The 24,219-nt window shown below is 72.3% G+C and carries 27 protein-coding genes and 1 pseudogene; 19 read left to right on the forward strand and 9 right to left on the reverse strand.

The window, feature by feature from the left end; translation table 11 throughout:
- Nucleotides 1-58: 58 nt before the first annotated feature.
- From ACRRSS_RS33365 to ACRRSS_RS33375, 3 genes are all read left to right on the forward strand, one after another.
- A complete protein-coding gene (locus ACRRSS_RS33365) occupies nucleotides 59-2,326 on the forward strand; it encodes a heavy metal translocating P-type ATPase (RefSeq protein ID WP_435974730.1) in 2,268 nt (755 codons plus the stop codon).
- A gap of 200 nt (nucleotides 2,327-2,526) precedes the next feature.
- Complete coding sequence (locus ACRRSS_RS33370; RefSeq protein WP_435974731.1) at nucleotides 2,527-2,691, forward strand: hypothetical protein; 165 nt, start codon at nucleotides 2,527-2,529, stop codon at nucleotides 2,689-2,691.
- 34 nt (nucleotides 2,692-2,725) lie between these two features.
- Nucleotides 2,726-3,055, forward strand: coding sequence for a hypothetical protein (locus ACRRSS_RS33375; protein ID WP_435974732.1), 330 nt, complete (start codon nucleotides 2,726-2,728; stop codon nucleotides 3,053-3,055).
- 141 nt (nucleotides 3,056-3,196) lie between these two features.
- Here the strand turns inward: ACRRSS_RS33375 and ACRRSS_RS33380 are convergent, their stop codons facing one another.
- The gene (locus tag ACRRSS_RS33380) at nucleotides 3,197-3,961 is read right to left on the reverse strand and encodes a helix-turn-helix domain-containing protein (protein WP_435974733.1); all 765 of its coding nucleotides are present in this window, start codon (nucleotides 3,959-3,961) and stop codon (nucleotides 3,197-3,199) included.
- A gap of 250 nt (nucleotides 3,962-4,211) precedes the next feature.
- On the opposite strand from ACRRSS_RS33380, the gene ACRRSS_RS33385 reads away from it, so the two are divergent.
- Nucleotides 4,212-4,883 (forward strand): DUF4097 family beta strand repeat-containing protein, encoded by a 672-nt coding sequence (locus ACRRSS_RS33385; protein WP_435974734.1) that lies wholly within the window; start codon nucleotides 4,212-4,214, stop codon nucleotides 4,881-4,883.
- 169 nt (nucleotides 4,884-5,052) lie between these two features.
- Nucleotides 5,053-5,178: pseudogene (locus ACRRSS_RS33390) on the forward strand (ABC transporter permease); the annotation flags it as partial.
- 83 nt (nucleotides 5,179-5,261) lie between these two features.
- Here ACRRSS_RS33390 and ACRRSS_RS33395 read toward each other — a convergent pair.
- The 5 genes from ACRRSS_RS33395 to ACRRSS_RS33415 all read right to left on the reverse strand — a co-directional run bounded on the left by ACRRSS_RS33395 (nucleotide 5,262) and on the right by ACRRSS_RS33415 (nucleotide 7,699).
- A complete protein-coding gene (locus tag ACRRSS_RS33395) occupies nucleotides 5,262-5,891 on the reverse strand; it encodes a LysE family transporter (protein WP_435974735.1) in 630 nt (209 codons plus the stop codon).
- Nucleotides 5,888-6,193, reverse strand: coding sequence for a DUF2087 domain-containing protein (locus ACRRSS_RS33400; RefSeq protein ID WP_435974736.1), 306 nt, complete (start codon nucleotides 6,191-6,193; stop codon nucleotides 5,888-5,890). Before ACRRSS_RS33400 ends, ACRRSS_RS33395 begins: the two co-directional genes overlap by 4 nt.
- Before the next feature lie 44 nt (nucleotides 6,194-6,237).
- Nucleotides 6,238-6,528 (reverse strand): antibiotic biosynthesis monooxygenase, encoded by a 291-nt coding sequence (locus ACRRSS_RS33405; protein ID WP_435974737.1) that lies wholly within the window; start codon nucleotides 6,526-6,528, stop codon nucleotides 6,238-6,240.
- Nucleotides 6,529-6,711: 183 nt separating this feature from the next.
- On the reverse strand, nucleotides 6,712-6,897 hold the full coding sequence (locus ACRRSS_RS33410) for a DUF397 domain-containing protein (RefSeq protein WP_435974738.1): 186 nt from the start codon (nucleotides 6,895-6,897) through the stop codon (nucleotides 6,712-6,714).
- Nucleotides 6,890-7,699 carry a helix-turn-helix domain-containing protein gene (locus ACRRSS_RS33415; protein ID WP_435974739.1) on the reverse strand — a complete coding sequence of 270 codons (810 nt, stop codon included), beginning with the start codon at nucleotides 7,697-7,699 and terminating at the stop codon, nucleotides 6,890-6,892. Before ACRRSS_RS33415 ends, ACRRSS_RS33410 begins: the two co-directional genes overlap by 8 nt.
- A gap of 109 nt (nucleotides 7,700-7,808) precedes the next feature.
- Between ACRRSS_RS33415 and ACRRSS_RS33420 the strand changes: the two genes are divergently transcribed.
- The 7 genes from ACRRSS_RS33420 to cpt all read left to right on the forward strand — a co-directional run bounded on the left by ACRRSS_RS33420 (nucleotide 7,809) and on the right by cpt (nucleotide 13,347).
- Nucleotides 7,809-8,042 carry a hypothetical protein gene (locus ACRRSS_RS33420; RefSeq protein WP_435974740.1) on the forward strand — a complete coding sequence of 78 codons (234 nt, stop codon included), beginning with the start codon at nucleotides 7,809-7,811 and terminating at the stop codon, nucleotides 8,040-8,042.
- Entirely contained in the window at nucleotides 8,039-8,293 is a 255-nt protein-coding gene (locus ACRRSS_RS33425; RefSeq protein WP_435974741.1) for a hypothetical protein, read from the forward strand. The genes ACRRSS_RS33420 and ACRRSS_RS33425 overlap by 4 nt, the downstream gene beginning before the upstream one ends.
- 171 nt (nucleotides 8,294-8,464) lie before the next feature.
- Nucleotides 8,465-9,571: a hypothetical protein gene (locus ACRRSS_RS33430; RefSeq protein ID WP_435974742.1), complete on the forward strand. Its 1,107-nt coding sequence runs from the start codon at nucleotides 8,465-8,467 to the stop codon at nucleotides 9,569-9,571.
- Complete coding sequence (locus tag ACRRSS_RS33435; protein ID WP_435974743.1) at nucleotides 9,568-10,290, forward strand: DUF4232 domain-containing protein; 723 nt, start codon at nucleotides 9,568-9,570, stop codon at nucleotides 10,288-10,290. The genes ACRRSS_RS33430 and ACRRSS_RS33435 overlap by 4 nt, the downstream gene beginning before the upstream one ends.
- A gap of 187 nt (nucleotides 10,291-10,477) precedes the next feature.
- Nucleotides 10,478-11,248 (forward strand): HD domain-containing protein, encoded by a 771-nt coding sequence (locus tag ACRRSS_RS33440; protein WP_435974744.1) that lies wholly within the window; start codon nucleotides 10,478-10,480, stop codon nucleotides 11,246-11,248.
- A 294-nt stretch (nucleotides 11,249-11,542) separates the two neighbouring features.
- Complete coding sequence (locus ACRRSS_RS33445) at nucleotides 11,543-12,748, forward strand: Cmx/CmrA family chloramphenicol efflux MFS transporter (protein ID WP_435975490.1); 1,206 nt, start codon at nucleotides 11,543-11,545, stop codon at nucleotides 12,746-12,748.
- A 65-nt stretch (nucleotides 12,749-12,813) separates the two neighbouring features.
- Nucleotides 12,814-13,347, forward strand: a complete 534-nt coding sequence (cpt, locus tag ACRRSS_RS33450; RefSeq protein ID WP_435974745.1) for a chloramphenicol phosphotransferase CPT — start codon at nucleotides 12,814-12,816, stop codon at nucleotides 13,345-13,347.
- Between the two features lie 89 nt (nucleotides 13,348-13,436).
- Here cpt and ACRRSS_RS33455 read toward each other — a convergent pair whose 3' ends face one another.
- Both ACRRSS_RS33455 and ACRRSS_RS33460 read right to left on the reverse strand, forming a co-directional pair.
- The gene (locus tag ACRRSS_RS33455; protein WP_351902645.1) at nucleotides 13,437-13,706 is read right to left on the reverse strand and encodes a DUF4031 domain-containing protein; all 270 of its coding nucleotides are present in this window, start codon (nucleotides 13,704-13,706) and stop codon (nucleotides 13,437-13,439) included.
- Nucleotides 13,707-13,797: 91 nt separating this feature from the next.
- Nucleotides 13,798-14,154, reverse strand: a complete 357-nt coding sequence (locus ACRRSS_RS33460) for a hypothetical protein (protein ID WP_435974746.1) — start codon at nucleotides 14,152-14,154, stop codon at nucleotides 13,798-13,800.
- 137 nt (nucleotides 14,155-14,291) lie between these two features.
- Here ACRRSS_RS33460 and ACRRSS_RS33465 point away from each other — a divergent pair, with 137 nt between their 5' ends.
- From ACRRSS_RS33465 to ACRRSS_RS33485, 5 genes are all read left to right on the forward strand, one after another.
- Complete coding sequence (locus tag ACRRSS_RS33465) at nucleotides 14,292-15,218, forward strand: MurR/RpiR family transcriptional regulator (protein WP_435974747.1); 927 nt, start codon at nucleotides 14,292-14,294, stop codon at nucleotides 15,216-15,218.
- A gap of 84 nt (nucleotides 15,219-15,302) precedes the next feature.
- The gene (murQ, locus tag ACRRSS_RS33470) at nucleotides 15,303-16,232 is read left to right on the forward strand and encodes an N-acetylmuramic acid 6-phosphate etherase (RefSeq protein ID WP_435974748.1); all 930 of its coding nucleotides are present in this window, start codon (nucleotides 15,303-15,305) and stop codon (nucleotides 16,230-16,232) included.
- Between the two features lie 34 nt (nucleotides 16,233-16,266).
- On the forward strand, nucleotides 16,267-17,790 hold the full coding sequence (locus tag ACRRSS_RS33475; RefSeq protein WP_435974749.1) for a PTS transporter subunit EIIC: 1,524 nt from the start codon (nucleotides 16,267-16,269) through the stop codon (nucleotides 17,788-17,790).
- A 110-nt stretch (nucleotides 17,791-17,900) separates the two neighbouring features.
- A complete protein-coding gene (locus ACRRSS_RS33480) occupies nucleotides 17,901-18,848 on the forward strand; it encodes an aldo/keto reductase (protein ID WP_435974750.1) in 948 nt (315 codons plus the stop codon).
- A gap of 417 nt (nucleotides 18,849-19,265) precedes the next feature.
- Nucleotides 19,266-20,012 (forward strand): class I SAM-dependent methyltransferase, encoded by a 747-nt coding sequence (locus ACRRSS_RS33485; RefSeq protein WP_435974751.1) that lies wholly within the window; start codon nucleotides 19,266-19,268, stop codon nucleotides 20,010-20,012.
- A gap of 11 nt (nucleotides 20,013-20,023) precedes the next feature.
- Here the strand turns inward: ACRRSS_RS33485 and ACRRSS_RS33490 are convergent, their stop codons facing one another.
- Nucleotides 20,024-20,494 carry an SRPBCC domain-containing protein gene (locus ACRRSS_RS33490; RefSeq protein ID WP_435974752.1) on the reverse strand — a complete coding sequence of 157 codons (471 nt, stop codon included), beginning with the start codon at nucleotides 20,492-20,494 and terminating at the stop codon, nucleotides 20,024-20,026.
- Between the two features lie 221 nt (nucleotides 20,495-20,715).
- Between ACRRSS_RS33490 and ACRRSS_RS33495 the strand changes: the two genes are divergently transcribed.
- Together ACRRSS_RS33495 and ACRRSS_RS33500 are read left to right on the forward strand one after the other, a co-directional pair.
- The gene (locus ACRRSS_RS33495) at nucleotides 20,716-22,368 is read left to right on the forward strand and encodes a hypothetical protein (protein WP_435974753.1); all 1,653 of its coding nucleotides are present in this window, start codon (nucleotides 20,716-20,718) and stop codon (nucleotides 22,366-22,368) included.
- A complete protein-coding gene (locus ACRRSS_RS33500) occupies nucleotides 22,358-24,112 on the forward strand; it encodes a hypothetical protein (protein ID WP_435974754.1) in 1,755 nt (584 codons plus the stop codon). Before ACRRSS_RS33495 ends, ACRRSS_RS33500 begins: the two co-directional genes overlap by 11 nt.
- Nucleotides 24,113-24,219: the final 107 nt, after the last annotated feature.

Genomic DNA, 24,219 nt, shown 5'->3' on the forward strand with positions numbered 1-24,219 from the left:
GTGAGCCCGGCTGGAGCGCCCCGGAGGCGAATGAGCCCCCAGAGAAGAGGAGCAGGAAATGACCACGACCACACCGGGCAGCGCCCAGGTCGAGCTCGCCATCGGCGGCATGACCTGCGCCTCGTGCGCGGCCCGCATCGAGAAGAAGCTCAACCGCATGGACGGGGTCGAGGCCACCGTCAACTACGCGACCGAGAAGGCGAAGGTCACCTTCGACGCCGACATCGACGTCGCCGCGCTCATCGCCACCGTCGAGGCCACCGGCTACACCGCCGCCGAGCCCGCGCCCCCGAAGGCCGAGACCCCCGGCGCGCCCGAGGGCCCCTCCGACGAGGAGAAGGCCGACGCGGCCCTGCGCCCCCTCAGGCAGCGGCTGATCACCGCCGTCTCGCTCGCCGTGCCGGTCATCGCGATGGCGATGGTCCCGGCGCTCCAGATCGAGTACTGGCAGTGGCTGAGCCTCACCCTCACCGCGCCCGTCGTCGTGTACGCGGCCTGGCCCTTCCACAAGGCCGCCTGGACGAACGCGAAGCACGGCGCCGCCACCATGGACACCCTGATCTCGGTCGGTACGACCGCCGCGTTCCTGTGGTCGCTGTGGGCGCTGTTCTTCGGTACGGCCGGCACGCCGGGGATGACCCACCCGTTCGAGTTCACGATCGCCCGCACCGACGGCGCCGGGAACATCTACCTGGAGGCCGCGGCCGGCGTCACCGCCTTCATCCTGGCGGGCCGGTACTTCGAGGCCCGCTCGAAGCGGAAGGCGGGCGCGGCGCTCAAGGCGCTGATGCAGCTCGGCGCCAAGGAGGTGACCGTCCTCAAGGACGGCCGCGAGGTCACCGTACCCACCGCCGAACTCCAGGCCGGAGACCGTTTCCTGGTCCGCCCGGGCGAGAAGATCGCCACCGACGGCACCGTCGTCGAGGGCTCCTCCGCCGTCGACGCCTCCATGCTCACCGGCGAGTCCGTCCCGGTCGAGGTGTCGGTCGGCGACTCCGTCACCGGCGCCACCCTGAACGCCGGCGGCCGCCTGGTCGTCGAGGCCACCCGCGTCGGCTCCGACACCCAGCTCGCCCGGATGGCGAAGCTCGTCGAGGACGCGCAGAACGGCAAGGCCGCCGCCCAGCGCCTCGCCGACAGGATCTCGGCCGTCTTCGTGCCGATCGTCATCGCGCTCGCCCTCGGCACCCTCGGCTTCTGGCTCGGCACCGGACAGGGCCTCACCGCCGCGTTCACCGCCGCCGTCGCCGTCCTGATCATCGCCTGCCCCTGCGCCCTCGGCCTTGCCACCCCGACCGCCCTCATGGTCGGCACCGGCCGCGGCGCCCAGCTCGGCATCCTCATCAAGGGCCCCGAGGTCCTGGAGACCACCCGCAAGGTCGACACGATCGTCCTCGACAAGACCGGCACCGTCACCACCGGCCGGATGACCCTCGTCAAGGTCCACACCGCCGAGGGCGTGGACGAGAAGGACGTCCTGCGGCTCGCGGGCGCCCTGGAGCACTCCTCGGAGCACCCGATCGCCCAGGCCGTCGCCACCGGCGCCGCCGCCAGGGTGGGGGCCCTTCCGACCCCCGAGGACTTCGCCAACATCCCCGGACTCGGCGTGCAGGGCGTCGTCGACGGCCACGCCGTCCTCGTCGGCCGCGAGAAGCTGCTCGACGAGTGGGCCATGGCCCTCCCCGCGGAGCTCAGGTCCGCGAAGGACACCGCCGAGAAGGCGGGCAGGACCGCCATCGCGGTCGCCTGGGACGGGGAGGCCCGCGCGGTCCTGGAGGTCGCGGACGCCGTCAAGGAGACCAGCCCCGAGGCCATCAGGCGGCTGCGCGCGCTCGGTCTGACCCCGATCCTGCTGACCGGTGACAACAAGGCGGTCGCGGAGGCGGTCGCCGCCGAGGTCGGCATCGACGAGGTGATCGCGGAGGTCATGCCGCAGGACAAGGTCGACGTCGTCAAGAGGCTCCAGGCGGAGGGGCGTTCGGTGGCCATGGTCGGCGACGGTGTCAACGACGCCGCCGCGCTCGCCCAGGCCGATCTGGGGCTGGCGATGGGCACGGGCACGGACGCCGCCATCGAGGCCGGCGACCTGACGCTCGTACGGGGCGACCTGCGGGCCGCGGCGGACGCGATCCGGCTCTCCCGCAAGACGCTCGGCACCATCCGCTCGAACCTGTTCTGGGCCTTCGCCTACAACGTGGGAGCCCTGCCGCTCGCCGCGGCCGGACTGCTCAACCCGATGATCGCGGGCGCGGCCATGGCCTTCTCCTCGGTCTTCGTGGTCGGCAACAGCCTGCGGCTGCGGGGCTTCCAGGCCGCCGACCGCTGACCAGGACCCGCACCGCGGCCGCGGGGGCGGCGCGTGAACCACCACGCGCTCGTCCCGCTCGGACTCGTCGCCCTCACCGCCGCGTTCGTACGGCGCCCCCGTTCTCCGCAGCCCTCGGCGCCCCCGCTCCTGGTGGTGGCCCCGGAGGCGGTCACGACGGGAAGCGGTTCCTCCGGGGAACCGACGGGTACCGGGCGTACATGTCAAAGGGTTGGCGCTGGTTCCTCCTTGCCGTGTTCGCCGTCTGGACCGTCCTCGCGCTCCAGTGGACGGACGTGGGCTGCGACTACCCGGAGGCGTACCTCGCCGTGCTGCGCTTCGGGACACCCGAGGGTCTGGAGTTCCTGCCGGCCTGCGGTGGGTGAGGCGCCCGTGCCGCCCGGTGCCTACGATCGGGGCATGACCCTTCGCCATGGTTCGTCCCTGTCCCTGTGGTCCCGGGACTCGTTCCTGTCCGTCGGCTCGGTCGGGTCGATGCTCTCGGTCGGCTCGGTCGGCTCGTTCCTGTCGATCGGCTCCGTCGGCTCGTACCTGTCCGTCGGGTCGGTCGGCTCCGCGCTCTCGGCCGCCTCGGCCGGCTCCTGGCTGAGCGTCGGTTCGGTGTTCTCGGCCCAGTCGTGCTGGTCGGTGCTCTCCTGGCGCTCCCGCCGGGGCGTACTCGCGGCGGGAGCCGTGCTCGCCGTCGCCGGGTCCGTGGCGCTGACCGCGGGGGCGCGACGGAACCGGTGAGCAACTGAGCCGGTGAGCCGCCGGATCCGTGGCGCCGACCGCCCGGGCGGGACGGAAGGGCCGCCCCGCCGAGCCGCCGAGCTGCCTGCCCGCCGACCCGCTGAGCCGCGGCCGCGCGCCACCGCGCCGAGGGGGGCGCCGCTACCCGTCCTGGCCCTGGGCGGCGCCGGTCCCGGCGGTGTCGTCCTGGGGCGTCGCCGGCTTCGCGTGGAGGATGTCGCGGGCCTGCTCGGCCGCGCGGGCGATGCTCTCGGACACGAAGTCGAGGAAGCGGGCCACGTTCTCCAGGCGGGTGGCGGCCGGGGTGTCGGGGCCGAGGACACCGACGCCCTTCCGGGCGATCTCGACGATCTGGGCGGTCGACCGGGCGCTGGCGACCATCGACCGGTACCAGATGTCGTCGTCGACGATGTACCGCTCGCGGCGGCGGTCGTCGCGCTCCCGGCGGACGAAGCCCTGCTCCTCCAGGAACGCGACCGCCTTGGAGATGGACGCCGGGCTGACCTGGAGGCGCTGGACGAGTTCGGACGCGGTGAGGCTGCCGGTGTCGGTGAGGGTGAGGCAGGCCATCACCCGGGACATCATCGTGGGCATGCCCGAGCCCATGAGGACCGCGGTGAACGTCTCCTCGTACTCGCGCACCGCCTCGGCGTCGCGCCCGTGGAGCTGCTCGGGCGCCGCCGGGTCACGGGGGGCGGCCTGCCGGCGCCGGTGGGTGCGGCGTTCGGTGGCGCGGTGGGCCGACTCGGCGCGGTAGGAGGTGGGTCCGCCGTTGCGCATCACCTCGCGCGTGACGGTCGAGGTCGGGCGGTCGAGACGTCTGGCGATCTCCGCGTAGGCGAGGCCGTCGGCCAACCCCAGTGCGATCTGCTGGCGTTCCTGCTGGGTGAGCCTGCCTCCCGGCATCGCGGTCTCCTTCGTGGTGCTTCACGTTCCCTGCACTGCGCAACGCCTCCAGCATAGCGTTCACGCTCATTCCATTGCAACGAGCGCATCTCTGACGTTGCGTTATCCGTCAGCCTCATTGCAACAACTTTCCCGCATCTACCAGCGGTTATGGCATTCCTGCGCAACGAGTACGTTGCCAGACTCGCGAACGCAACGTAGCTTTTCCTTCATCGGAAACACCGCGCCACACCCGACGAAGGAACACACCATGCAGAAGTTCGCCACCCCCACCGCCCTCACCACCGTCCTCGACATCCCCGCCGGCACCATCCGCCTCATCGCCTCCGACCGCACCGACACCACCGTCGAGGTCCTCCCCGCCAACGCCTCCGACACCCGCGACACCAAGGCCGCCGAACAGACCACCGTCACCCACACCGACGGCGTCCTGCGCATCGAGGCCGCCCCCACCACCCACCGGATCCTCGGCTCCTCCGGAACCGTCGAGATCACCATCCAGCTCCCCGCCGGCTCCCACGTCCAGGCCAAGACCGCCAGCGGCGAACTCCGCGGCGTCGGACGCCTCGGCGACGTCACCTACGAAGCCGCCCAGAGCACCGTCAAGCTCGACGAGGCCGCCGCCGCCCGCCTCACCCTCCAGGCCGGCGACATCCACATCGGCCGCCTCGGCGGCCCCGCCACCCTCACCACCCACAAGGGCGACCTCAACATCACCGAGGCCCGCACCGGCACCGTCACCCTCCACACCCTCGCCGGAAGCATCACCATCGGCGCCGCCCGCGGAGTCTCCGCCTCCCTCGACGCCGGCACCACCCACGGCCGAATCCACAACTCCCTCAACAACACCGAAGGCGCCGACGCCCCCCTCACCATCCACGCCACCACCGCCCACGGCGACATCACCGCCCACAGCCTCTGACCCACACCCCCCACCCCGCCCCAGCCCACCCCGCAGCACCCGACCCGCACCCGAGGAGCAACCACCATGACCGGCTTGGCCATCGCGGCGAACGGTGCGCAAGTCCTACGGCGACAAGACCGTCCTGGACGGCATCGACCTGAACGTCCCCGAAGGAACGGTGTTCGCCCTCCGCGGCCTCCTCCTCGGCACCGAGATCGGCCACAACGGCTGGCTCGCCCTCGCCTGGCGCCTCGCCCTCACCGCCCTCGGCTACTTCTGGTCCAAGGCCGTCTTCAACCGCGACCCGAAGTAGTGGCACCGGCCCCCGGAACGCCGGAAGGGGCGGCGTACTCCCGACATCACGTCGGAGTACGCCGCCCCTTCCGGCGTGCGGCATCACTCCTGGGCCACGAGCCGTACCGCGAGGACGACGATCAGCGCGCTCGACGCGAGCGCCGTGACCAGCCGCCCCCGGAGCCCGGTCAGGGTCCGGCCGAGCAGCGTCCCGCCCAGCGCGAGCAGGAGCTGCCAGCTGGCGGAGGCGACGAGGGCCGCGACGACGAAGACGGTGCGGTCGGACAGGGTCACCGGCCCGGAGGGGCCCGTCGCGAGGACGAGCGCGGCGAAGTAGACCACCGTCATGGGGTTGAGGATCGTGATGCCCAGGAAGGTGAGGTACGCGCGGGCGGGAGAGAGGGCGGTCCCGTCGTCGCGGGAGGAGAGCCCGCCCGTACGGTACGCGGCCAGGGCCAGGTACGCCGCCCGTACGGCGAGCGCCGCGAGCACCACGGCCGAGGCCCACCGCAGCGGAGTCGTCACGGGGGTGAGCAGCGGTACGAGGGCGGAGCCGCCCGCCACCGCGAGGAGGGCGTAGGCCCCGTCGGCCGTGGCGACACCGAGGGCCGCGCCGACGCCCGTACGCCAGCCGGCGCGGGCCGTGACGGCCACGAGGTAGGCGCCGACGGCGCCGACCGGGATCGCGATGCCGTAGCCGGCCAGCAGGCCGGCCACCAGCACGGCGGTCACGCGACGGCGGGGATCGCGCCTCCGGGGGAGCCGGGCTGCTGCCGACGGTACGCGGAGCCGTCCTTGGTCCGGCCGAGGAAGCCCCCGATCACGAGGTACCGCCGCAGGGCGGAGAAGTCCTCGTGCACGGTGAGCAGGGCCTCGTTGATCTCGGGCTCGCGGTACTCCCGGACGGCCTCGAAGAGGGTCTCGGTGAGGTGCGCGAGAAGGGCCTCACGGCGGGCCGGCTTGCGCGGGATCGCCTTGAGGCGCCCGTCGGCGGAGAACAGGTCCGCGACGGGACGGGAAGGATGACTGGTCATGGCGGTGAAGCCTGACGGCGGAAGCCCCCGTCCCGCAAAGGGTTTTACTTCGGCTCGGGCCGCACCATGACGCTCACGGCCTGCTGCACGGAGGGCAGGAACGTCCGCAGACCGCTCTCCTCGAAGATCGACCGTGCCCGCTCCACGAAGGCGAGGAAGGTCTCCTCGGATTCCCAGAAGTCCACGACCCGCCACCCTCCGCTCCCGTCGGGCCCGGCGGCGTGCGCGATGAACCCCTCCGGCGGGAACCACCCGGTCTCCTGGAGGCGCCGGGTGGCCTCCTCGTACTGCTGCTGGGTCGTGCCGGGAATCTCGATGGTCACGATGACGGCCATGGCACTGCTCCTGTACGGGGTGCGCGTGAGGGTGCGGGAATCCGGACCAGCTCATCAGCGGACGGGACGGCCCGCACGGCGACGGCCTCCGAACGAGCGACGGCCCGCGCCCCGGCTGTTCACCACGTCGTCGGGGACCGGCCGTTCTCCGTGGCGCCCGGACGGGGCCTCACGAGACCACGCTCAGAGCGCCCGGCCCGACACGAAGTCCGTGAACGCGGCCCAGGCGGTCGGGGTGGCGGTGAGCTCGCCCCTGGTGTGGTCCTTGGTGTCCCGGACGCGGACGATGCTGAGGGCGTTGTCGGTTATCTCGACGCAGTTGTCGTTGTCTCCGCTGTACGTACTCTTGTGCCAGTTGGGCTCAGTCATCGTGCTTCCCCAGTGCTTCGCGGATGATCTCTTCTGACTCAACGGTCCCGAGGGCGTCGGCGTGGAGCCGATCATAGATCCGCTGGAATCGGTCGACGTCGGCCGGTTCGACCATGTAGCGACCGGTGCTGAAGCCCTCCGTATACGCGGTGCGCTCACCGGACGGCAGGGTGAGGAGACTCACCGATCCCGAGATACCGGCACGGTCCGCCTTGAGGATCTGGACGTTGATGAACGGGCGGGCAACGGCTTCGAGCAACCGCTCGATCTGCCCGCGCATCACCTGCTTCGACCCGATCACCTTCGACAGTGCGTTCTCGTCGAGAACCACCCAGAACCACGGTGGATGCGGCCCGTCGAACACGGCCTGGCGTTCGGCCCGTCGCCGCACGGCACCATCGATGTCGTTGTTCCCACCGGGATCCGCCTGCTGCATGATCGCCCGTGCGTACTCCGGTGTCTGAAGCAGACCGGGAACGACGAGCGAAAACTCATGTATGGTCCGCGCCCGCGCCTGGTCTCGCAGAAAGCCCTGCGCGTAGTCGCGGAAAGCCGAACGGTCGCGGATGACCAGCAGGTTCACCAACGCCTCACCGAGCTCCAGCACCTGGGCGAGTTGTCGGCCGAGCTTGAGTTCCGGAGGGTCTCCGTTCTCGATCTCGGAGATCCGCGTCGTACTGCTGAACACCTTGGCGGCGAGGTCCTGTTGCCGCCACCCGTGGCGTTTGCGAGCGTCCCGGATCATGTCGGCGATGAAGCTCTCCAGGCTCTCGCTCGGGTCGATCTCGTTCTGGGCTGGCATATGCCTCGTTTCCTGATCCCCTGGGGAAACCCGACACCTGGTGAGCGTAGGGCCGCCTCCGTCATCGTGAAGACGTTCCGGAGGAGATCCGCCAGAAAGAGAGAGCTCCATGCATACGTCCACCCCCACACCCCCCACCCGCCCCGTCTCCGAGCAGGAGGCCGCCCGGGTGTTCCAAGAGCTCAAGGTCGCCATGGACACCGCCGGGCTCCCCACCAGCGGGCTCTACCGGGACGTCACGCACTCCCCCGGTGGCGACATCCACCGTTACGGGCTCGGTGTCGTCAGCATCGCCGGGGCCAAGCGGCTCACCGTGGTCCTGAACTCGGCCCGCACCCCGTGAAGTACCGCGTCGGGGACGTCGTGACGGACGGGCAGCGGGCTCTCACCGGGCGGGTTCGGGACGTGCGCGGCAATCTGCTCAGCCTGGTCCGGCCGAGCGGGTACCTGTGGGAGGCGGCGGTCGAGCAGTGCTGGACGGCGAGTCCCGAGGAGCGCGAGGCCCTGACCCCGCGCGGAGCCGTACGTGTCATCAGCACGTCGCCCGCACGGTCCTCGTCACCCGACCCCGACCTTCCGGCCCGGGACGCCTGATCCGGCTCCGACCGGCCGCCTCCGACCAGGGGGCTTCACTCGTACGGGGCGACTTTACCCGGTGTGTCCGTCTGGACACTTTCCGTTCAGTATGGTGAGCGCCAAACGGCCCCCGCCGATGACTGCGAATCATCGCCAGGGGCCTCAACCACCAGTGGGAAGAGTCCACCTGTGATCTGTCGGCACTTTATCGCGCCCTCGCGCGCCTACACCCCGTTCTCCCACGAGATCATCCGGCACCCTCGGCTCACCTCCGACGCCGTGCGCCTGCTGACCTGGCAGCTCTCGCTCCCCCGGGGCGCCAGGGAGAACCTTTCCCGTACCGCCGAGCGCGCGGGCATCGGGGCGACGGCCTTCACCCGCGCCAAGCGTCAGCTCATCGCCGAGGGTTTCGTGCACGAGCGGCGGGTACAGGCGGCCGGCGGGCTCTGGACCACTGAACAGCTCGTCTCGAACACCCCGTTGAGTCCGGACCGGGCCGCCAAGGTCCTCGGCGGGAGCCCCGTACCGCCCGGTGGCGGCCCGGACCGCGTATCCCCGCAGGTCGCACCGAGTGCCCGGAATCGGGCCGTCGGTGCGGCGGCCGTCGATGCGCCGGTGGCCCCGTCGACCGACGGTCATCCAGAAAAACACCTTGGGGAGAAGACCTCCAACCTTCCGCCCCGACCCGAGACGGCACCCGCGCCCTCGGCCGGGACCGTACCCGCGCCCACACCCGAGACCACCCCCGCTCCCGAGCAGTTGGAAGAAGCCCGGGCCCTCGTCGGTGTTCTCCCGCTCCTCTCCCCCGCCCTCCGCCGTATCCCGCCCGGCATGCGCGACGAACTCACCCGGCTCGCCGCCCGCTGGCTCGACGCCGGACACACCTCCGCCGACATCCACGCGCACGTCCTGCGCGGACTTCCCGGCGCCGACACCCCCGTACACCGCCCAGGGGGTCTGGTGCGGTACCTGCTCCGCGACGTACCGCCGCGCGCCCTGCCGCCCCTACCCGTGGCCCCGGCCGCCCCCGGCGCTCCGTCCGGGCCTCCGCTGTCGGCGCGGCTCGCGGGGGCGCGGGAGTGCGCGGGCGGCGGGCACACCCAGCCGATGCTGTTCCGGCCCGTCGCGGACGAGACGCTGTGCGCGGAGTGTACGGAACGGCCGATTCCCTGTACCTCCTCGGTAACAGATGCCGACAGCAAGGGTGTCGAGGGCGAGCACCGAGCAGAATCTGGTCGCCAGCGAGCGCCGGGAGAGGCCTCGCACGGCCTTTCTTCACGGGGGAACACACCATGAACGCTTCTATCCTTCGCGCCCGCACGCCCCGCAGGGGCTGGAAGCCCTGCGCCGCAGGGGCCGCCGTCGTCGCCGCGCTGCTCACCTCCACGGCGTGCGGGCCGAACGAGGCCGACGCCACGGCGCCGGGCACGTCCTCGGCCCCGCCGAGCGCGACGAGCCCGACGAGTCCGACGAGCCCGACGAGCCCGACGAAGCCGACGAAGCCGAGCGACACGCCCGCGCCCGCGCCCAGCAGGACCACCACGTCCAAGCCCGACGGCGGCAGCGGCGCCGTCGCCGCCTGCACCGCCGAGGACCTCTCGGTCTCGGCGGTCGAGGAGCCCACGGACAAGGACGAGAACAGGCACTTCGTGCTCACCGTCCAGAACGCCGGCGACGACACCTGCGACCTCTACAACTACCCGCACGTCATGCTGGGCGACGCCGCCGCGCCGACCCCCGTGATCAAGGAGAGCGACTCGGACCCGGGCGTGCCCGTCACCCTCGAACCGGGCAAGGAGGCCTACGCCGCGCTCCTCGTCAGCGGGGGCGCCAGGGACGAGTACGAGGCGAAGCACATCACCCTCACCCTCCAGGGCAGGAAGCCCGGCAGCCGCGCCGGCGGGCCGATCGACGTCCCCATGCCCGTCAGCACGCTGTACGCGGACGACGGCCAGCTCGTCACCTACTGGACGACCGCCTCGGGCTTCGCGCTGGACTTCATCATGTCGAGGTGACCGCTCAGCGGTAGATGAGGAGTTCGTGTTCCGTCGCGCCCGTCAGCTCGTAGCGGGTTCGCACCGGCGGGCGGCCCGCGTAGGCGCGGATCCGGGTGGAGGCGTCGCCCGTGACGTGAGGTGAGGACGGGGGCGGCCCTGCGTGGGAAGCACCCGTTCCGCCCTTGCCGCCGGGCAGAATGCCCCCATGACCGCAGACCAGGACCCCGCGACGCAGGACACCACGGACCGAACCGGCGCCACGGACCGGGACACCGCGCACCGGAGCCCCGCGGGCCAGGACCCCGCGCTCCTCCGCCGGTGGAACGCCACCCTGCTCGCCGCCCGCTCCGGCCGCGGGGGCCCGGACCCCACCCCCTACGGCCTTAACCTGCTGGCCCGTTGGGCCGAACCGCAGCGCCGCTACCACACGGTCGACCACCTCCGCGCGGTCCTCGACCGCGTCGACGAACTCACCGACCAGGGCGGCGAGGGCGGGGAGTTGGAGCTCGTCCGGCTCGCCGCCTGGTTCCACGACGCGGTCTACCGGCCCGAACGGTCCGAGAACGAGGAACGCTCGGCCCTGCTCGCCGAGAAGGCCCTCACCGAGGCCGGCCTCACCCCGCACGAGGTGGCGGAGGTGGCCCGCCTGGTCCGCCTGACGATCACTCACGACCCGGCCGACGGGGACCTCAACGGCGAGACCCTCTGCGACGCCGACCTCGCGATCCTCGCCACCGACCCCGCTACGTACCGGGGATACGCGGCAGCGGTCCGCGAGGAGTACGGATTCGTCCCCGACACCGCCTTCCGCGAAGGCCGCGCGGCGATCCTCCGCCACCTCCTCGACCTCCCCCGACTGTTCCACACGCCTTACGGGGCGGCGGTCTGGGAGGGGAGGGCGCGGGAGAACCTGGAACGTGAACTCGCCGAACTGACGGACGTGTCACGTACGAACCCACAAATGAAGATCGAATAAAGCTCACCCAAAGGCGCGCGCAACCCACCGAGGAACAAAGCGACCGCGAGTCGATCATCTTGTCGCCAGGCGTAAAGAACCGACGCCGACTCCGCCCACGTCTCGCATCGCGAGAAAAACCGGACCCCCGGAATGACAGCAACAAATCAACGGTTGACCCATGTCATGCCGTCTCCCTCCGCCGAGCCCGCCGAGCCCGCCGAGTCCTCCGAGTCGCCCCACTCGTCCCCGCCACCCGCGTCGCCCGAGCCCGCCGAAGCGACCGGGTCCCGCGCACCCGCCCCCCGTACGCGGATGCCGCTGGCCGTCTATATCCTCGGCCTCTCCGTCTTCGCACTCGGCACGAGCGAGTTCATGCTCTCCGGACTCCTGCCGCCCATCGCGGAGGACATGAACGTCTCCATCCCCCGCGCGGGCCTGCTCATCTCGGCCTTCGCGATCGGCATGGTCGTCGGCGCCCCCCTCCTCGCCGTCGCCACCCTCCGGCTCCCCCGCAAGACCACCCTGATCGCGCTGATCACCCTCTTCGGCCTCGGCCAGATAGCCGGCGCCCTCGCCCCCAACTACGCGATCCTCTTCGCCTCCCGCGTCATCAGCGCCCTCGCCTGCGCGGGCTTCTGGGCGGTCGGCGCGGCGGTCGCCATCGCGATGGTCCCGGTCAACTCGCGCGCCCGCGCCATGGCGGTCATGATCGGCGGCCTCTCCATCGCCAACGTCCTCGGCGTCCCCGCCGGCGCCTTCCTCGGCGAGCACCTCGGCTGGCGCTCCGCGTTCTGGGCGGTCGCCGCCGCCTCCGCGATCGCGCTCGTCGGCGTCGCGACCCGCATCCCGCGCATCCCGCTCCCGGAGACGAAGCCCCGCCTCAAGCGGGAGCTCACCATCTACCGCGACCGCCAGGTCCTGCTCTCCGTCGTCGTCACCGCCCTCGCGGCGGGCGGCGTCTTCTGCGCCTTCTCCTACCTCGCGCCGCTGCTCACCGACGTCTCCGGCCTCGACAAGGGCTGGGTCTCGGGCGTCCTCGGGCTCTTCGGCATCGGCGCCGTCATCGGTACGACGATCGGCGGCCGTGTCGCCGACGCCCACCTCTTCGGCGTGCTGCTCACCGGCATCACCGCCTCCACCGTCTTCCTGGTCGCCCTGGCCCTCCTCGCGTCCAGCCCGGTCGCCACGATCGTGCTGACCTTCCTCCTCGGCGTCTCCGCCTTCTACACCGCCCCCGCCCTCAACGCCCGCATGTTCAACGTCGCGGGCGCCGCCCCCACCCTCGCGGGCGCCACCACCACCGCCGCCTTCAACCTCGGCAACACCGGCGGCCCCTGGCTCGGCGGCACGGTCATCGACGCCGGCCTCGGCTTCGCCTCCACCGCCTGGGCGGGCGCGGCGATGACGGCGGTCGGCCTCGGCACGGCGGCGGTGGCCCTGAAGCTCCACCGGTCCCCGTCGCGGGTGGTGACGTCCGGCGCGCCACGGCCGGCGGAGGAGACCGTGCCGACCCGCTGACGCCCGGCCCCCGCGCGGGCGAAAACCCTTGTCGGGCGGCGCGGCCCTCGCCGTACCGTGACACCGTGACGACACAGATGATCATCCTCAACGGCGGTTCCAGCGCCGGGAAGTCCGGGATCGTACGGTGCCTCCAGGCCGTCCTGCCCGATCCGTGGCTGGCGTTCGGCGTCGACTCGCTCATCGACGCCATGCCCCTGAGGATGCAGAGCGCCGAGGACGGCATCGGGTTCGACGCGGACGGCGGCGTGACCATCGGGGCGGAGTTCCGCGCCCTGGAGGGAGCCTGGGCCGAAGGCGTCGTCGCGATGGCCCGCGCGGGAGCCCGGATCATCGTCGACGACGTCTTCCTGAGCGGAGCCGCCGCCCAGGACCGCTGGCGGAGCTTCGTCGGCGACCTCGACGTGCTCTGGGTCGGCGTCCGCTGCGACAGCGCCGTCGCCGAGGGCCGGGAGACCGCCCGGGGCGACCGGGTCACGGGAATGGCCGCGAAGCAGGCGCACGTCGTGCACGAGGGCGTGTTGTACGACGTGGAGGTCGACACCACGCACACCGAGTCCCTCGACTGCGCCCGGGCCATCGCCGCACGGGTCGAGTAGGAGCGGCCTCAGGACGTCGGCCGAGCGCCTCAGGCCGTCGGGGCGCCTCAGGCCGTCGGGCAGCCCTTCCTCGGGCCGTCGGGGGCGCCTCAGGCCGTCGGGCGGCCCTTCGGGCGCCTCAGCCCCGCCTCCGTGAGGCGCCGCAGGAGCTCCTTGGAGCCGACCTCGACCGCGCCGCCCACCACCGCGTCCGCGTACCGCTCCTGGGGGATGTCGTAGTGGTCGCGCTCGAAGGCGCGCGGCGGGGCGCCGATCGAGGCGGCGAATGCGTGCAGCTCCTCGAAGGAGACGTCGCTGACCAGGTGCGACCACATGCGGCCGTGCCCCGGCCAGGTGGGCGGGTCGATGTAGAGCGTCACAGCCTGACCGCCTCCGCCTCGCGCCGCCGCCCACTCACCACGGCCCGCCACCCGCTCGCATCAGCCCGCCCGCTCACACCGGCCCACCCGCTCACGTCAGCCCGCCCACCGGCGCGACCACCACTCCCTGCTTGCCGCAGACCCAGTGCGGGTCAGGCCCCAGCTCGGGTTCCACGTCGAGGGCGTGCGGATCGCCCGAGGAGCAGACCGGGCAGATCGGCCAGCGGCCGTGCCGTTCGAGCAGGGCGTCCTGGACGTCCTGGGCGACGAGGCCGGCGACGTACGCCCGGCCCTCGGGCCACTGCTCGACCCACCAGCGCCGGTGGGTCACCGCGTCCTCCACCATCGACACGACCTCGGCGGCCGCGACCCGCCGGGCCGCGAGGTCGGCCAGCACCAGTGCGCGAGCGGCGTGCAGCGCCTGCTCCACGGGGTCTATGTCGTCCATGGACTCATTGTCACCCGTCACCCGTCCGCCGGACGAAACCGTCACGCGTCGGCCGCACGGAAAAGGGCGAAGGTCCCCTCCGGATCCGGGACCGAGGGGGTCTTGTCGCGCCACCAGGCCGAAAGTATCTTTCAGGTGTGACCAATGACGTGAAGGAAAGTTTCACCAGCGGCGCGCCGCCCGCGCCCCCCGCCCCCGCCGCCCTCGCCGCCAAGGTGCGGACCCTCGCGCCGTCCATGACCCGCTCCATGCAGCGGGTCGCCGAGGCCGTCGCCGGGGACCCGGCCGGCTGCGCCGCGCTCACGGTCACCGGCCTGGCCGAACTCACCGGCACCAGCGAGGCGACCGTCGTCCGGACCGCCCGCCTCCTCGGCTACCCCGGCTACCGCGACCTGCGGCTCGCCCTCGCCGGGCTCGCCGCCCAGCAGCAGTCGGGCCGGGCGCCCGCCGTCACCGCCGACATCGCCGTCGACGACCCGATCGCCGACGTCGTCGCCAAGCTGGCCTACGACGAGCAGCAGACCCTCGCCGACACCGCCGCCGGGCTCGACACCGTCCAGCTCGGCGCCGCCGTCGCCGCCCTCGCCACCGCCCGCCGAGTCGACATCTACGGCGTCGGCGCCTCCGGCCTCGTCGCCCAGGACCTCGGCCAGAAACTCCTCCGCATCGGCCTGATCGCGCACGCCCACAGCGACCCGCACCTCGCCGTCACCAACGCCGTGCAGCTCCGCTCCGGCGACGTCGCCATCGCCATCACCCACTCCGGATCGACCGGCGACGTCATAGAACCGCTCCGGGTCGCCTTCGACCACGGCGCGACGACGGTCGCGATCACCGGCCGCCCGGACGGGCCCGTCACGCAGTACGCGGACCACATCCTCACCACCTCCACCGCCCGCGAGAGCGAACTGCGCCCCGCTGCCATGTCGTCCCGGACCAGCCAACTCCTGGTCGTGGACTGCCTGTTCACCTGCGTCACGCAGCGCACGTACGACACGGCGGCCCCTGCCCTCGCCGCCTCGTACGAGGCCCTCGCCCACCGCCACTCACCCCGCACCCGCTGACGCCCACAGCGTCACCCGCGGAACCACCCGCACCACCCGCACCACCCGCACCCGCTGAAGACCACAGCACCGAAAGAGCCGCACGTGTCTGCTACGTACTCCGAACTCCGCGCCCAGCTGGCCACCCTCACCACCGAGGCGTTCCGTCCGGAACTGGCCGAGATCGACCAGCTCCCCACCGCCGAGATCGCCGCGCTCATGAACGGCGAGGACGCCACCGTCCCCGCCGCCGTCGCCCGGCAGCTCCCCGCCATCGCCGCCGCGATCGACGCGACCGCCGCGCGCATGGCCCGCGGCGGTCGCCTCGTCTACATGGGCGCCGGCACCGCCGGCCGCCTCGGCGTCCTCGACGCCAGCGAGTGCCCGCCCACCTTCAACACCGACCCGAACCAGGTCGTCGGCCTCATCGCGGGCGGCCCGTCCGCCATGGTCAAGGCCGTCGAAGGCGCCGAGGACTCCAAGGAGCTCGCGGCCGAGGACCTCACCGCGCTCGGCCTCACCGCGGACGACACCGTCGTCGGCGTCTCCGCCTCCGGCCGCACCCCGTACGCCATCGGCGCCGTCGAGCACGCCCGTACCCTCGGCGCGCTCACCATCGGACTGTCCTGCAACGAGGACAGCGCGCTCGCCGCCGCCGCCGACCACGGCATCGAGGTCGTCCCCGGCCCGGAGCTGCTCACCGGCTCGACCCGGCTCAAGGCGGGCACCGCGCAGAAGCTCGTCCTCAACATGATCTCGACGATCACCATGATCCGGCTGGGCAAGACCTACGGAAACCTGATGGTCGACGTCCGCGCCTCCAACGAGAAGCTCCAGGCGCGCTCGCGACGGATCGTCGCCCTCGCCACCGGCGCCCCGGACGAGCAGATCGAGACCGCCCTCGCCGCCGCCGACGGTGAGGTGAAGAACGCGATCCTCATGATCCTCGCCGACATCGACGCCCCGACGGCCGCCGAGCGGCTGACCGACTCCCAGGGTCACCTGCGTGCGGCGCTGCACGCGAAGACCGGCTGAGCCCCCTCCCCTCACAGCAAGGCACCACCGCACCATGAGCACAGACGACAAGAACCGCGCCATCGCCGCCGCGATCCTCCCCCTCGTCGGCGGCGCCGAGAACATCAGCTCCGTGGCCCACTGCATGACCCGGCTCCGGCTGGGCCTGCGGGACCGCTCGCTCGTCCAGGACCAGGCCCTCAAGGCCCTGCCCTCCGTGATGGGCGTGGTGGAGGACGACACGTACCAGATCGTCCTCGGCCCGGGCACGGTCGCCCGGGTGACCCCGGAGCTGGAGGCCCTGGTGGCGGCGGCCCCGAAGCCCGCCCCCTCCACGGCCCACGGCGCCGACGAACTCGCCGCCCAGGGCGAGGCGCTCAAGGCGGCGAGGAAGGCGAGGAACGCCACCCCGTTCAAGCTCTTCCTCCGCCGGATCGCGAACATCTTCGTCCCGCTGATCCCCGCCCTCATCGGCTGCGGCATCATCGCCGGCCTCAACGGCCTGCTGATCAACCTCGGGTGGCTGCCCTCCGTCACCCCCGCCCTCGCGGCGATGGCGAGCGGCTTCATGGCGCTCATCGCGGTCTTCGTCGGCTACAACACGGCGAAGGAGTTCGGCGGTACGGCGATCCTCGGCGGCGCGGTCGCGGCGATCATCGTCTTCCCCGGCGTCGCCAAGATCGACGCCTTCGGCCAGACGCTCTCCCCCGGCCAGGGCGGCGTGCTCGGCGCGCTCGGCGCGGCCGTCCTCGCGGTGTACGTGGAGAAGTGGTGCCGCCGCTGGGTGCCTGAGGCCCTGGACGTCCTGGTCACCCCGACCCTGACCGTCCTGATCTCGGGCCTCGTCACCATCTTCGGCCTGATGTTCGTGGCCGGTGAGATCTCCACCGCGATCGGCGAGTTCGCCGACTGGCTCCTCGCGCACGCGGGCGCCGGAGCCGGCTTCCTCCTCGGCGGCCTCTTCCTGCCGCTGGTGATGCTGGGCCTGCACCAGGCACTCATCCCGATCCACACCACGCTCATCGAGCAGCAGGGCTACACGGTCCTCCTGCCCATCCTCGCGATGGCGGGCGCGGGCCAGGTCGGCGCGGCCATGGCCGTCTACCTGAAGCTCCCCCGCAACGGCTCCATCCGCCGCACCATCAGGTCCGCCCTCCCGGCCGGCTTCCTGGGCGTCGGCGAGCCCCTGATCTACGGCGTCTCGCTCCCGCTGGGCCGCCCGTTCGTCACGGCCTGCGTCGGCGGCGCGTTCGGCGGCGGCTTCGTCGGTCTGTTCAGCATGCTGGGCGACACCGTGGGCTCGACCGCGATCGGCCCGTCGGGCTGGGCGCTCTTCCCGCTCCTCGACGGCGGCAAGGGCCTCGGCGTGACCATCGCGATCTACGCGGGCGGCCTGATCGTCGGCTACCTGGCCGGGTTCACGGCGACGTACTTCTGGGGCTTCAGCAAGGAACTCCTGGAGGAGTTCGACGTCGACACCGAGACGGAACCGGCGGAGGTGACGGCCGCGACCGGCGGACCGACGCCGCCGACGCCGCCGGGGACGACGCAGCCGGAGCCGGACCCGGTGAAGGTCTGAGCGAGCCGTGCGGGGGCCGGACCCGGTGAATCGTGTTCACGAGAGACGGCGCCGCCATGGGGCGGGCCATCCACTGGCAGTACTCCCGCCCCTGAGGGATCATCCCCCGCATGACCACCACCCCCACCCCTGTCGCCGCATCCACCACCCCCACCCCCGACGCCTCCGCATCCGGCACCTGGTTGCTCGGCGATCTGCCCGTCAACCGGGTCGGATTCGGGGCCATGCGGCTGCCTCAGCGGGGGGAGGCACTTGTCGAAGGGGCCGTGTCGCGTGATCGTGGCGAGGCGATCGCCGTGCTGCGCAAGGCCGTCGAGCTGGGCGTGAACCACATCGACACCGCCGCCTTCTACTTCTCCCCGCTCCGCTCCGCCAACGAGCTGATCCGCAGCGCGCTCGGCGGGCCCTACCCCGACGACCTCGTCATCGCCACCAAGGTCGGCCCGGCGCGTGACGTGACCGGCGCGTGGAGCGAGCACGCCCGCACCCCGCAGGCCCTGCGCGGTCAGGTCGAGGAGAACCTGCGCCAGCTCGGCCGCGACCACCTCGACGTCGTCAACCTCCGCGTCCTCGGCACCGATTCGATCGCCGAACGCTTCGGCGCCCTCGCCGAGCTCCGCGAGGCCGGGCTCATCCGGCATCTCGGCGTCTCCAACATCACTCCCGAGCAGCTCGCCGAGGCGCGGACCATCGCCCCCGTCGTCTGCGTGCAGAACATGTACGGCATCGGGGTCCGCCCCGAGTACGAGGACTTCGTGCGGCACTGCGGCGAGCAGGGCATCGCCTTCGTGCCGTTCTACGCGATCGCCGCCGCCGGCCGGCAGGGCGGAGCGACCGTCCCCGAGAACCCCGAGGTGCTGGCCGTCGCCGAGGCCCACGGTGTGAGCCCCGCCGAGATCCGGACCGCCTGGACCCTCCACCAGGGCCCCCACCTCCTCGCCATCCCCGGCACCGGGGACCCGGCCCACCTCGTCGCCAACGTCGCCGCCGGCGCCCTCCGGCTGACCCCCGAGGAACTCGCCCTCCTGGACGGAGCGCACCGCGCGGCGGCCGCATAGTGGAACGGGACACGGGCCCGCGCCGCCGGGGCCGGTCCGGAGAGGCGCGACCGGTTGAAACGCGGGGCCTTTCGGCCGGTCCGCACCCGCGGGTCAACTGCCAGATCGGCGCCTTTCCTCCCCCTCGTCAGCGGGTCGGGGCCGACCGCCGGAAACCCGCCGAGGAAGTGCCCTCGGCGGTGGCCGCGAAGCCCTCTTCCCGCCCCTGCGGGCCCCCTCCGGGCGACCCCCGCCCCACCCGGCACCCCCGGCTCCGGGGCGACCGCAGGAGGCCCTCCCCGCACCCCACACCCCCTCCCCACACCACCCCTGACCTGGTCTTTTACCTCAACTCCCCCTAACCTGAAGGGACTCGGAGGGACCCAGAGGGTCTCGGGTGGACTCGAAGGCCTCGAAGGCCTCGAAAGGGAGACGCACATGGGTGGGACCGACCGGAGCATCCGCACCGTCGACGACGTACTGACCCTGCTCGACGGGCTCTTCGCGCCCGACGCCGACCGCTGGACGGACGGCGGGGCGGACTGGTGGGACGGCTTCTACGCCGACCGGGACAAGCCCGTGCCGTTCTTCGTCGCCAAGCCCGACGAGAACCTGGTGTCGTACGTCGAGCGGGGACTGCTCCCGGCGGGCGGGCGGGTCCTCGACCTCGGGTGCGGGCCCGGCCGGAACGCCCTCCACCTCGCGTCGCTCGGCTACCGGGTGGACGCCGTCGACCTCTCCCCCACCGCGATCCGCTGGGCCGAGGAGCGGGCCCGGGAAGCCGGGGCGGCCGGAATCCGGTTCGTCCGCGGTGACGCGTTCGCGGCCGACACCGCCCTCGACGGGCCGTACGACCTCGTCCACGACTCCGGCTGCTTCCACCACCTGCCGCCGCACCGCCGCGTCAGCTACCTCGCGCTCCTGGACCGCGTCCTCGCCCCCGGCGGGCACCTCTCCCTCACCGCGTTCGCCGCCGGGGAGGGCGGCATGGGCTCCGAGCGCCCGGACGCGGACTTCTACCGGCAGGGTCGGCTGGACGGCGGACTCGCGTACACCGACACCTCCCTCAGGGCGATCTTCGCCGGCCTGACGGAGGTCGAACTCCGCCGCATGCGCGACGAGGCCACCGACTCCCCCGCCTTCGGCGAACCCTTCCTCTGGACGGCCCTCTTCCGCCGGGAATAGCAGAGGGCCCCTCACATCGACGTCAGGTGCTCCGCGAGACGGTCGTACTGTTCCCGGACCCCCGCTTCCATGCCCGCCGCGAGCGCCTGGTCGCGGGCCTCGTTCGAGAGCCAGTAGGACGTGCTGGTCAGGGCCGTGCCGCCGTCCGGGGTCGCGTCGAAGGTGAGGGTGACGCGGACGGCGCCGGAGTCCGCCATCTGCTCGAAGACCTCCGTGTAGTCGAGCCGCTCGACCGGCACGACCTCCTCGTACGTGCCGGAGAAGACGATCTCCTGGCCGTCGGGGGCGGTCTGGCCCCAGCGCCAGGCGCCGCCGACCCGCAGGTCGATCTCGACGACCGTCGTGGTCAGCGCGGAGACCCCGTACCACTCCCGTACGTGCTCGGGCTCCGTCCACGCCCGCCAGACGCGGGCCGGCGGGGCGTCGAAGGTGCGGGTGACGACCAGTTCGCGGTCGGCCGGTGTCGTCAGGAGGGTCACCATGGTCCGTTCCCTTCACGAAGGGCCCCTTCCAGCATCGCCCCACCATTCCCCCGGGGCACTTCCGGCACTTCCGGCACTTTCGTAAACCGAGTGAACGTGTTCAACACCTGACCGCTACAGTGCTGCCCACGCGGCCGCCTCGACCATGGCGCAGCCGCCGACTTCAGACCTGTGGGGGGTCCCCTTTGCCGCGCTCTTCGCGCAGGCTTCCGCACGCCCTCGTGCGTGCCGCAGCCGTATTCGTCCTCTCGGCGGCCGTCACCGTGCCCGCCGTCATCCACGCCCCGGCCGTCCACGCGGCCGACGTCTCCGCCACGTTCACCACCGACGACGCCAGGCTCGGCGTCCAGGTCGCCGGCGACCCGCTGTGGGTCAAGGTCAGCGTGCTGGCCTCCACCGCCCCCGGCGCCGCCGTGCTCGCCTCGACCGACTCCCTGACCTGGCAGTCCGGCGACTCGGGCACCGGCCTGCCCTCAGGTCACGTCACCGACGAGGCGCTCCGGCTTCCCGAGGACACCCCGTTCGGCGCCTACCCGGTCCTCGTCGAGTACCGGCAGTCCGGCTCCACCGTCAAGCGCTGGACCGGCGGCTCCTACGTCCACAAGCTGCACACCGGCGTCTCCCGGGTCTCCTTCGACCGGAAGACCACCAGCCTCACCGACCGGAAGGTCGTCCTCTCCGGTACGGCCACCACCTGGGACCCGGCCACCGGCGCCGTGACGCCGGCCCGCGCGGGAACCACCGTCAAGGTCAAGATCAACACGGTGGCGGAGAACTGGCAGGAGCTGACGGGCACGGCCACCACCGGCGCGGACGGCACCTTCTCCCTGCCGTTCACACCGAACGCCGAGATCAGGGGCGGCACCGCCACCGTCGCCGCGTCCGCCGCCGACACCGTGGCCAACCACGCCACGCCCCTCCCCGAGGTCGGCGTCGAGAAGACCGCGTACCGGATCTCGGCGACCCTCGGCAAGTGGCGCGTCCAGGTGGGCACGAACGTCACCGTCTCCGGCCGCGTCGAGCGCCTGACCCCGGACGGCTGGAAGCCGTACGCGGCCGCGCCGCTCATCACCACGTCCTCCCAGCCTCCCGTGGTGTCCCCGGCGTCCCAGGTACTCATGGGCAAGGGCACCTCGGCGGCCGACGGCAGCTTCTCGTACCCGGCGCGCGCCACGTACGGCACGCAGGTGTACACCTCCCTGGCACCGTCGGTGTACTACCAGTCCCACGCCTACGACCAGGGCGCCATCGCCGTCCCCCAGCCGTTCTCGTACACCGACTGGCGCATCTCCCTCGACGAGTACGGCACGGTCCGGGGCAGCGGCCGGATGACGACCCGGGGCTACTGCTCGGACCAGCCCGTCTACCTCCAGTCCTCCCTCGACAACGGCCGGACCTGGCGGAACCTGGCCAACTCCAGGGCGAGCGGCGGCACCTCCGGCTACTGCCCCTTCGACGTCTCCGCCCGGGCCCACGTCAACGCCCTCTACCGGCTGCACCACTACGAGTCGGACCACATCGTCAACAGGTCCACCGGCGGCGTCCGCCTCGGCCGCGTCCCGACCCGGTTCTCGGCGTTCTCCCTCACCCCGGCCCGGCCGTACAAGAACTCCAAGATGACCGTCTCCGGCACGCTCCAGCAGCAGACCGGCGGCGTCTGGAAGCCCCTCAAGGGCGCCAAGGTCACCCTCGTGTTCAAGCCCAAGGGCGACTCCCAGTGGTACTGGGTGACCAAGAACGTCACCACCGGGGGCAACGGCACGTTCAGCTTCAAGGCCACCAACTACGGCGACGGCTCCTGGGCGCTGGTGAAGCAGTCCGCGAACGGCTACTTCTACAGCGAGACGAAGGTGAAGTACATCGATGCGCGCTGACCTCCGACGGGCCGGCCTCCGACGGCCCTCCGCCCCGCTCACGACGGGCCTCACGGCGACCGTCACCACGGGCCTCACGACGGGCCTCGCGGCGACCGTCACCACCGCCCTCACCACGGCCCTCACGGCGGGCCTCCTCCTCGGCGCCACCGCGGCCCCCGCGGCGGCGGACACCCCGTCCCCGATCGGCATCGGCCCCGTCTCCACCGACGCCTACCAGCGCGGCGCCTTCCAGGTGAGCGCCTGGACCGACGCCCCCGGCGTCACGGTCACCCAGGTCTCCGCGACGCTCCGGAAGGGCGACACCGTCGTCGCGGAGATCCCCTCCGTCCCCGAGTTCACCTGGAACAGGGGGCGCTTCGGAACGAACCACGACCCGCTGAAGCTGACCGAGGACGGCGGCACGGTGCCCGCACTGGGCCGGTACGCCGTCGACGTCACGGCCACCGACTCGCGCGGGAACCGCCACACCCGCACCGACGCCGGCGTCCTCGACTTCACGCTCATGCCGCAGCTGGAGTTCGGCCTCTCCGCCCCCGGCTGGGACGACCGCAACGCCGTCCCCAGCGGCACCCTGACCGGAGTCCAGCCCGGCTCCGGCGACATCGTGCCGATCGCCGGCCGCGGCGTCGACATCCGGCGGACCACCCCGCGGGAAAGCCCGGTGCAGTCCCCCGTCACCACGGAGACGGGCGCCTACACCGGCGAGGCGTACGGGGACGTCAGGCCGGGCGACACGTTCAAGGTCGCCTTCGCCGAGGACAGCGACGAGGTGCACGGCAGCGTCTCCTACGACCACAGCCTCTACACCTACCGCCCGCACGTCGTGACCGTGAAGGCGAGCGTCGACCGGGCCCGTGTCCTCCCCGGCCAGCACGCCGTCGTCACCGGCCGGATGACCGACCCGCAGAACGGCGGCGCGCCCCTCGCGGGCCAGCAGGTCAAGGTCGGCCCGGGCGCGCTCCAGTTCTACGACTCCGCCTACGCCAAGGTCGTCACGACGGACGCCGACGGACGCTTCACGGCGAGGATCCCCGCCCTCCCGGGTCCGTCCGGCGGCTGGTCGGCCGTCCCGGTCGACCCGTACCAGCGCTTCAGCGATGACGTGGGCGGCCCGCTCGCGAACCCGCAGGAGGCGAGGATCATCCTCGGCTCACGCCTCCTGTCGAACGAGGGCAGGGTGAGCGTGACCAGCACCCTCCGCGCCACGTACGACATCAAGGCCTCCTTCGACGCCCAGGCGCTCTACCTGGAGGTCTCGGCCGACGGCCGGACCGGCTGGCGGAAGATCGGCTCCACGAAGGCGAACGACTACTACCCCACCACGACCGTCACCGCCACCAGCCGCGGCGGCTACTACCGGCTGCGGCACCCGCAGTCCGACATCCTCACCGAGGCGGTGAGCGGCGTCTTCCGTCTCGTCCGCACCGAGGCCCGGATCACCGGCATGAACGCCGGACCCGAGCCGGTCCGCAAGGGCGCGTACGTCACCGCGACGGGCACGCTCCAGCACCACACGAGCGGGGCGTGGCGGGCGTACGGGAACGGGGCCGTGGCCCTGCAGTTCCAGGCGAAGGGCTCGACGACCTGGCGTCAGGTCGCCACCGGCCGCTCGACCGCCGGCGGAAAGGTCTCGCTCAGGGCGAAGGCGACCGTCGACGGCACCTGGCGGCTGCGGTACTACGGCGACGCCACGCACTTCCACGCGCCGGTCCCGTGGGCCGACTACGTCGACGTGCGCTGACCGCGCGCCGGCTGTAGGGCCCGCCGTCCGCTCCGTACAGCCGGCCGTCCGCCCGTAGAGCCGGACGCCGGGAAGTCCGGAGGCCGGGAAGTCCGGAGGCCGGGAAG

This window comes from Streptomyces sp. Qhu_M48 (genome assembly GCF_051305195.1).
Lineage (GTDB): Bacteria > Actinomycetota > Actinomycetes > Streptomycetales > Streptomycetaceae > Streptomyces.

What these genes read in the sequence shown, in the direction of transcription:
- ACRRSS_RS33365 (WP_435974730.1), top strand. Translation starts at nt 59, where the DNA reads ATGACCACGACCACACCGGGCAGCGCCCAGGTCGAGCTCGCCATCGGC.
- ACRRSS_RS33370 (WP_435974731.1), top strand. Translation starts at nt 2,527, where the DNA reads ATGTCAAAGGGTTGGCGCTGGTTCCTCCTTGCCGTGTTCGCCGTCTGG.
- ACRRSS_RS33375 (WP_435974732.1), top strand. Translation starts at nt 2,726, where the DNA reads ATGACCCTTCGCCATGGTTCGTCCCTGTCCCTGTGGTCCCGGGACTCG.
- ACRRSS_RS33380 (WP_435974733.1), bottom strand. Translation starts at nt 3,961, where the DNA reads ATGCCGGGAGGCAGGCTCACCCAGCAGGAACGCCAGCAGATCGCACTG.
- ACRRSS_RS33385 (WP_435974734.1), top strand. Translation starts at nt 4,212, where the DNA reads ATGCAGAAGTTCGCCACCCCCACCGCCCTCACCACCGTCCTCGACATC.
- ACRRSS_RS33400 (WP_435974736.1), bottom strand. Translation starts at nt 6,193, where the DNA reads ATGACCAGTCATCCTTCCCGTCCCGTCGCGGACCTGTTCTCCGCCGAC.
- ACRRSS_RS33405 (WP_435974737.1), bottom strand. Translation starts at nt 6,528, where the DNA reads ATGGCCGTCATCGTGACCATCGAGATTCCCGGCACGACCCAGCAGCAG.
- ACRRSS_RS33410 (WP_435974738.1), bottom strand. Translation starts at nt 6,897, where the DNA reads ATGACTGAGCCCAACTGGCACAAGAGTACGTACAGCGGAGACAACGAC.
- ACRRSS_RS33415 (WP_435974739.1), bottom strand. Translation starts at nt 7,699, where the DNA reads ATGCCAGCCCAGAACGAGATCGACCCGAGCGAGAGCCTGGAGAGCTTC.
- ACRRSS_RS33420 (WP_435974740.1), top strand. Translation starts at nt 7,809, where the DNA reads ATGCATACGTCCACCCCCACACCCCCCACCCGCCCCGTCTCCGAGCAG.
- ACRRSS_RS33435 (WP_435974743.1), top strand. Translation starts at nt 9,568, where the DNA reads ATGAACGCTTCTATCCTTCGCGCCCGCACGCCCCGCAGGGGCTGGAAG.
- ACRRSS_RS33440 (WP_435974744.1), top strand. Translation starts at nt 10,478, where the DNA reads ATGACCGCAGACCAGGACCCCGCGACGCAGGACACCACGGACCGAACC.
- ACRRSS_RS33445 (WP_435975490.1), top strand. Translation starts at nt 11,543, where the DNA reads ATGCCGCTGGCCGTCTATATCCTCGGCCTCTCCGTCTTCGCACTCGGC.
- ACRRSS_RS33460 (WP_435974746.1), bottom strand. Translation starts at nt 14,154, where the DNA reads ATGGACGACATAGACCCCGTGGAGCAGGCGCTGCACGCCGCTCGCGCA.
- ACRRSS_RS33475 (WP_435974749.1), top strand. Translation starts at nt 16,267, where the DNA reads ATGAGCACAGACGACAAGAACCGCGCCATCGCCGCCGCGATCCTCCCC.
- ACRRSS_RS33480 (WP_435974750.1), top strand. Translation starts at nt 17,901, where the DNA reads ATGACCACCACCCCCACCCCTGTCGCCGCATCCACCACCCCCACCCCC.
- ACRRSS_RS33485 (WP_435974751.1), top strand. Translation starts at nt 19,266, where the DNA reads ATGGGTGGGACCGACCGGAGCATCCGCACCGTCGACGACGTACTGACC.
- ACRRSS_RS33490 (WP_435974752.1), bottom strand. Translation starts at nt 20,494, where the DNA reads ATGGTGACCCTCCTGACGACACCGGCCGACCGCGAACTGGTCGTCACC.
- ACRRSS_RS33500 (WP_435974754.1), top strand. Translation starts at nt 22,358, where the DNA reads ATGCGCGCTGACCTCCGACGGGCCGGCCTCCGACGGCCCTCCGCCCCG.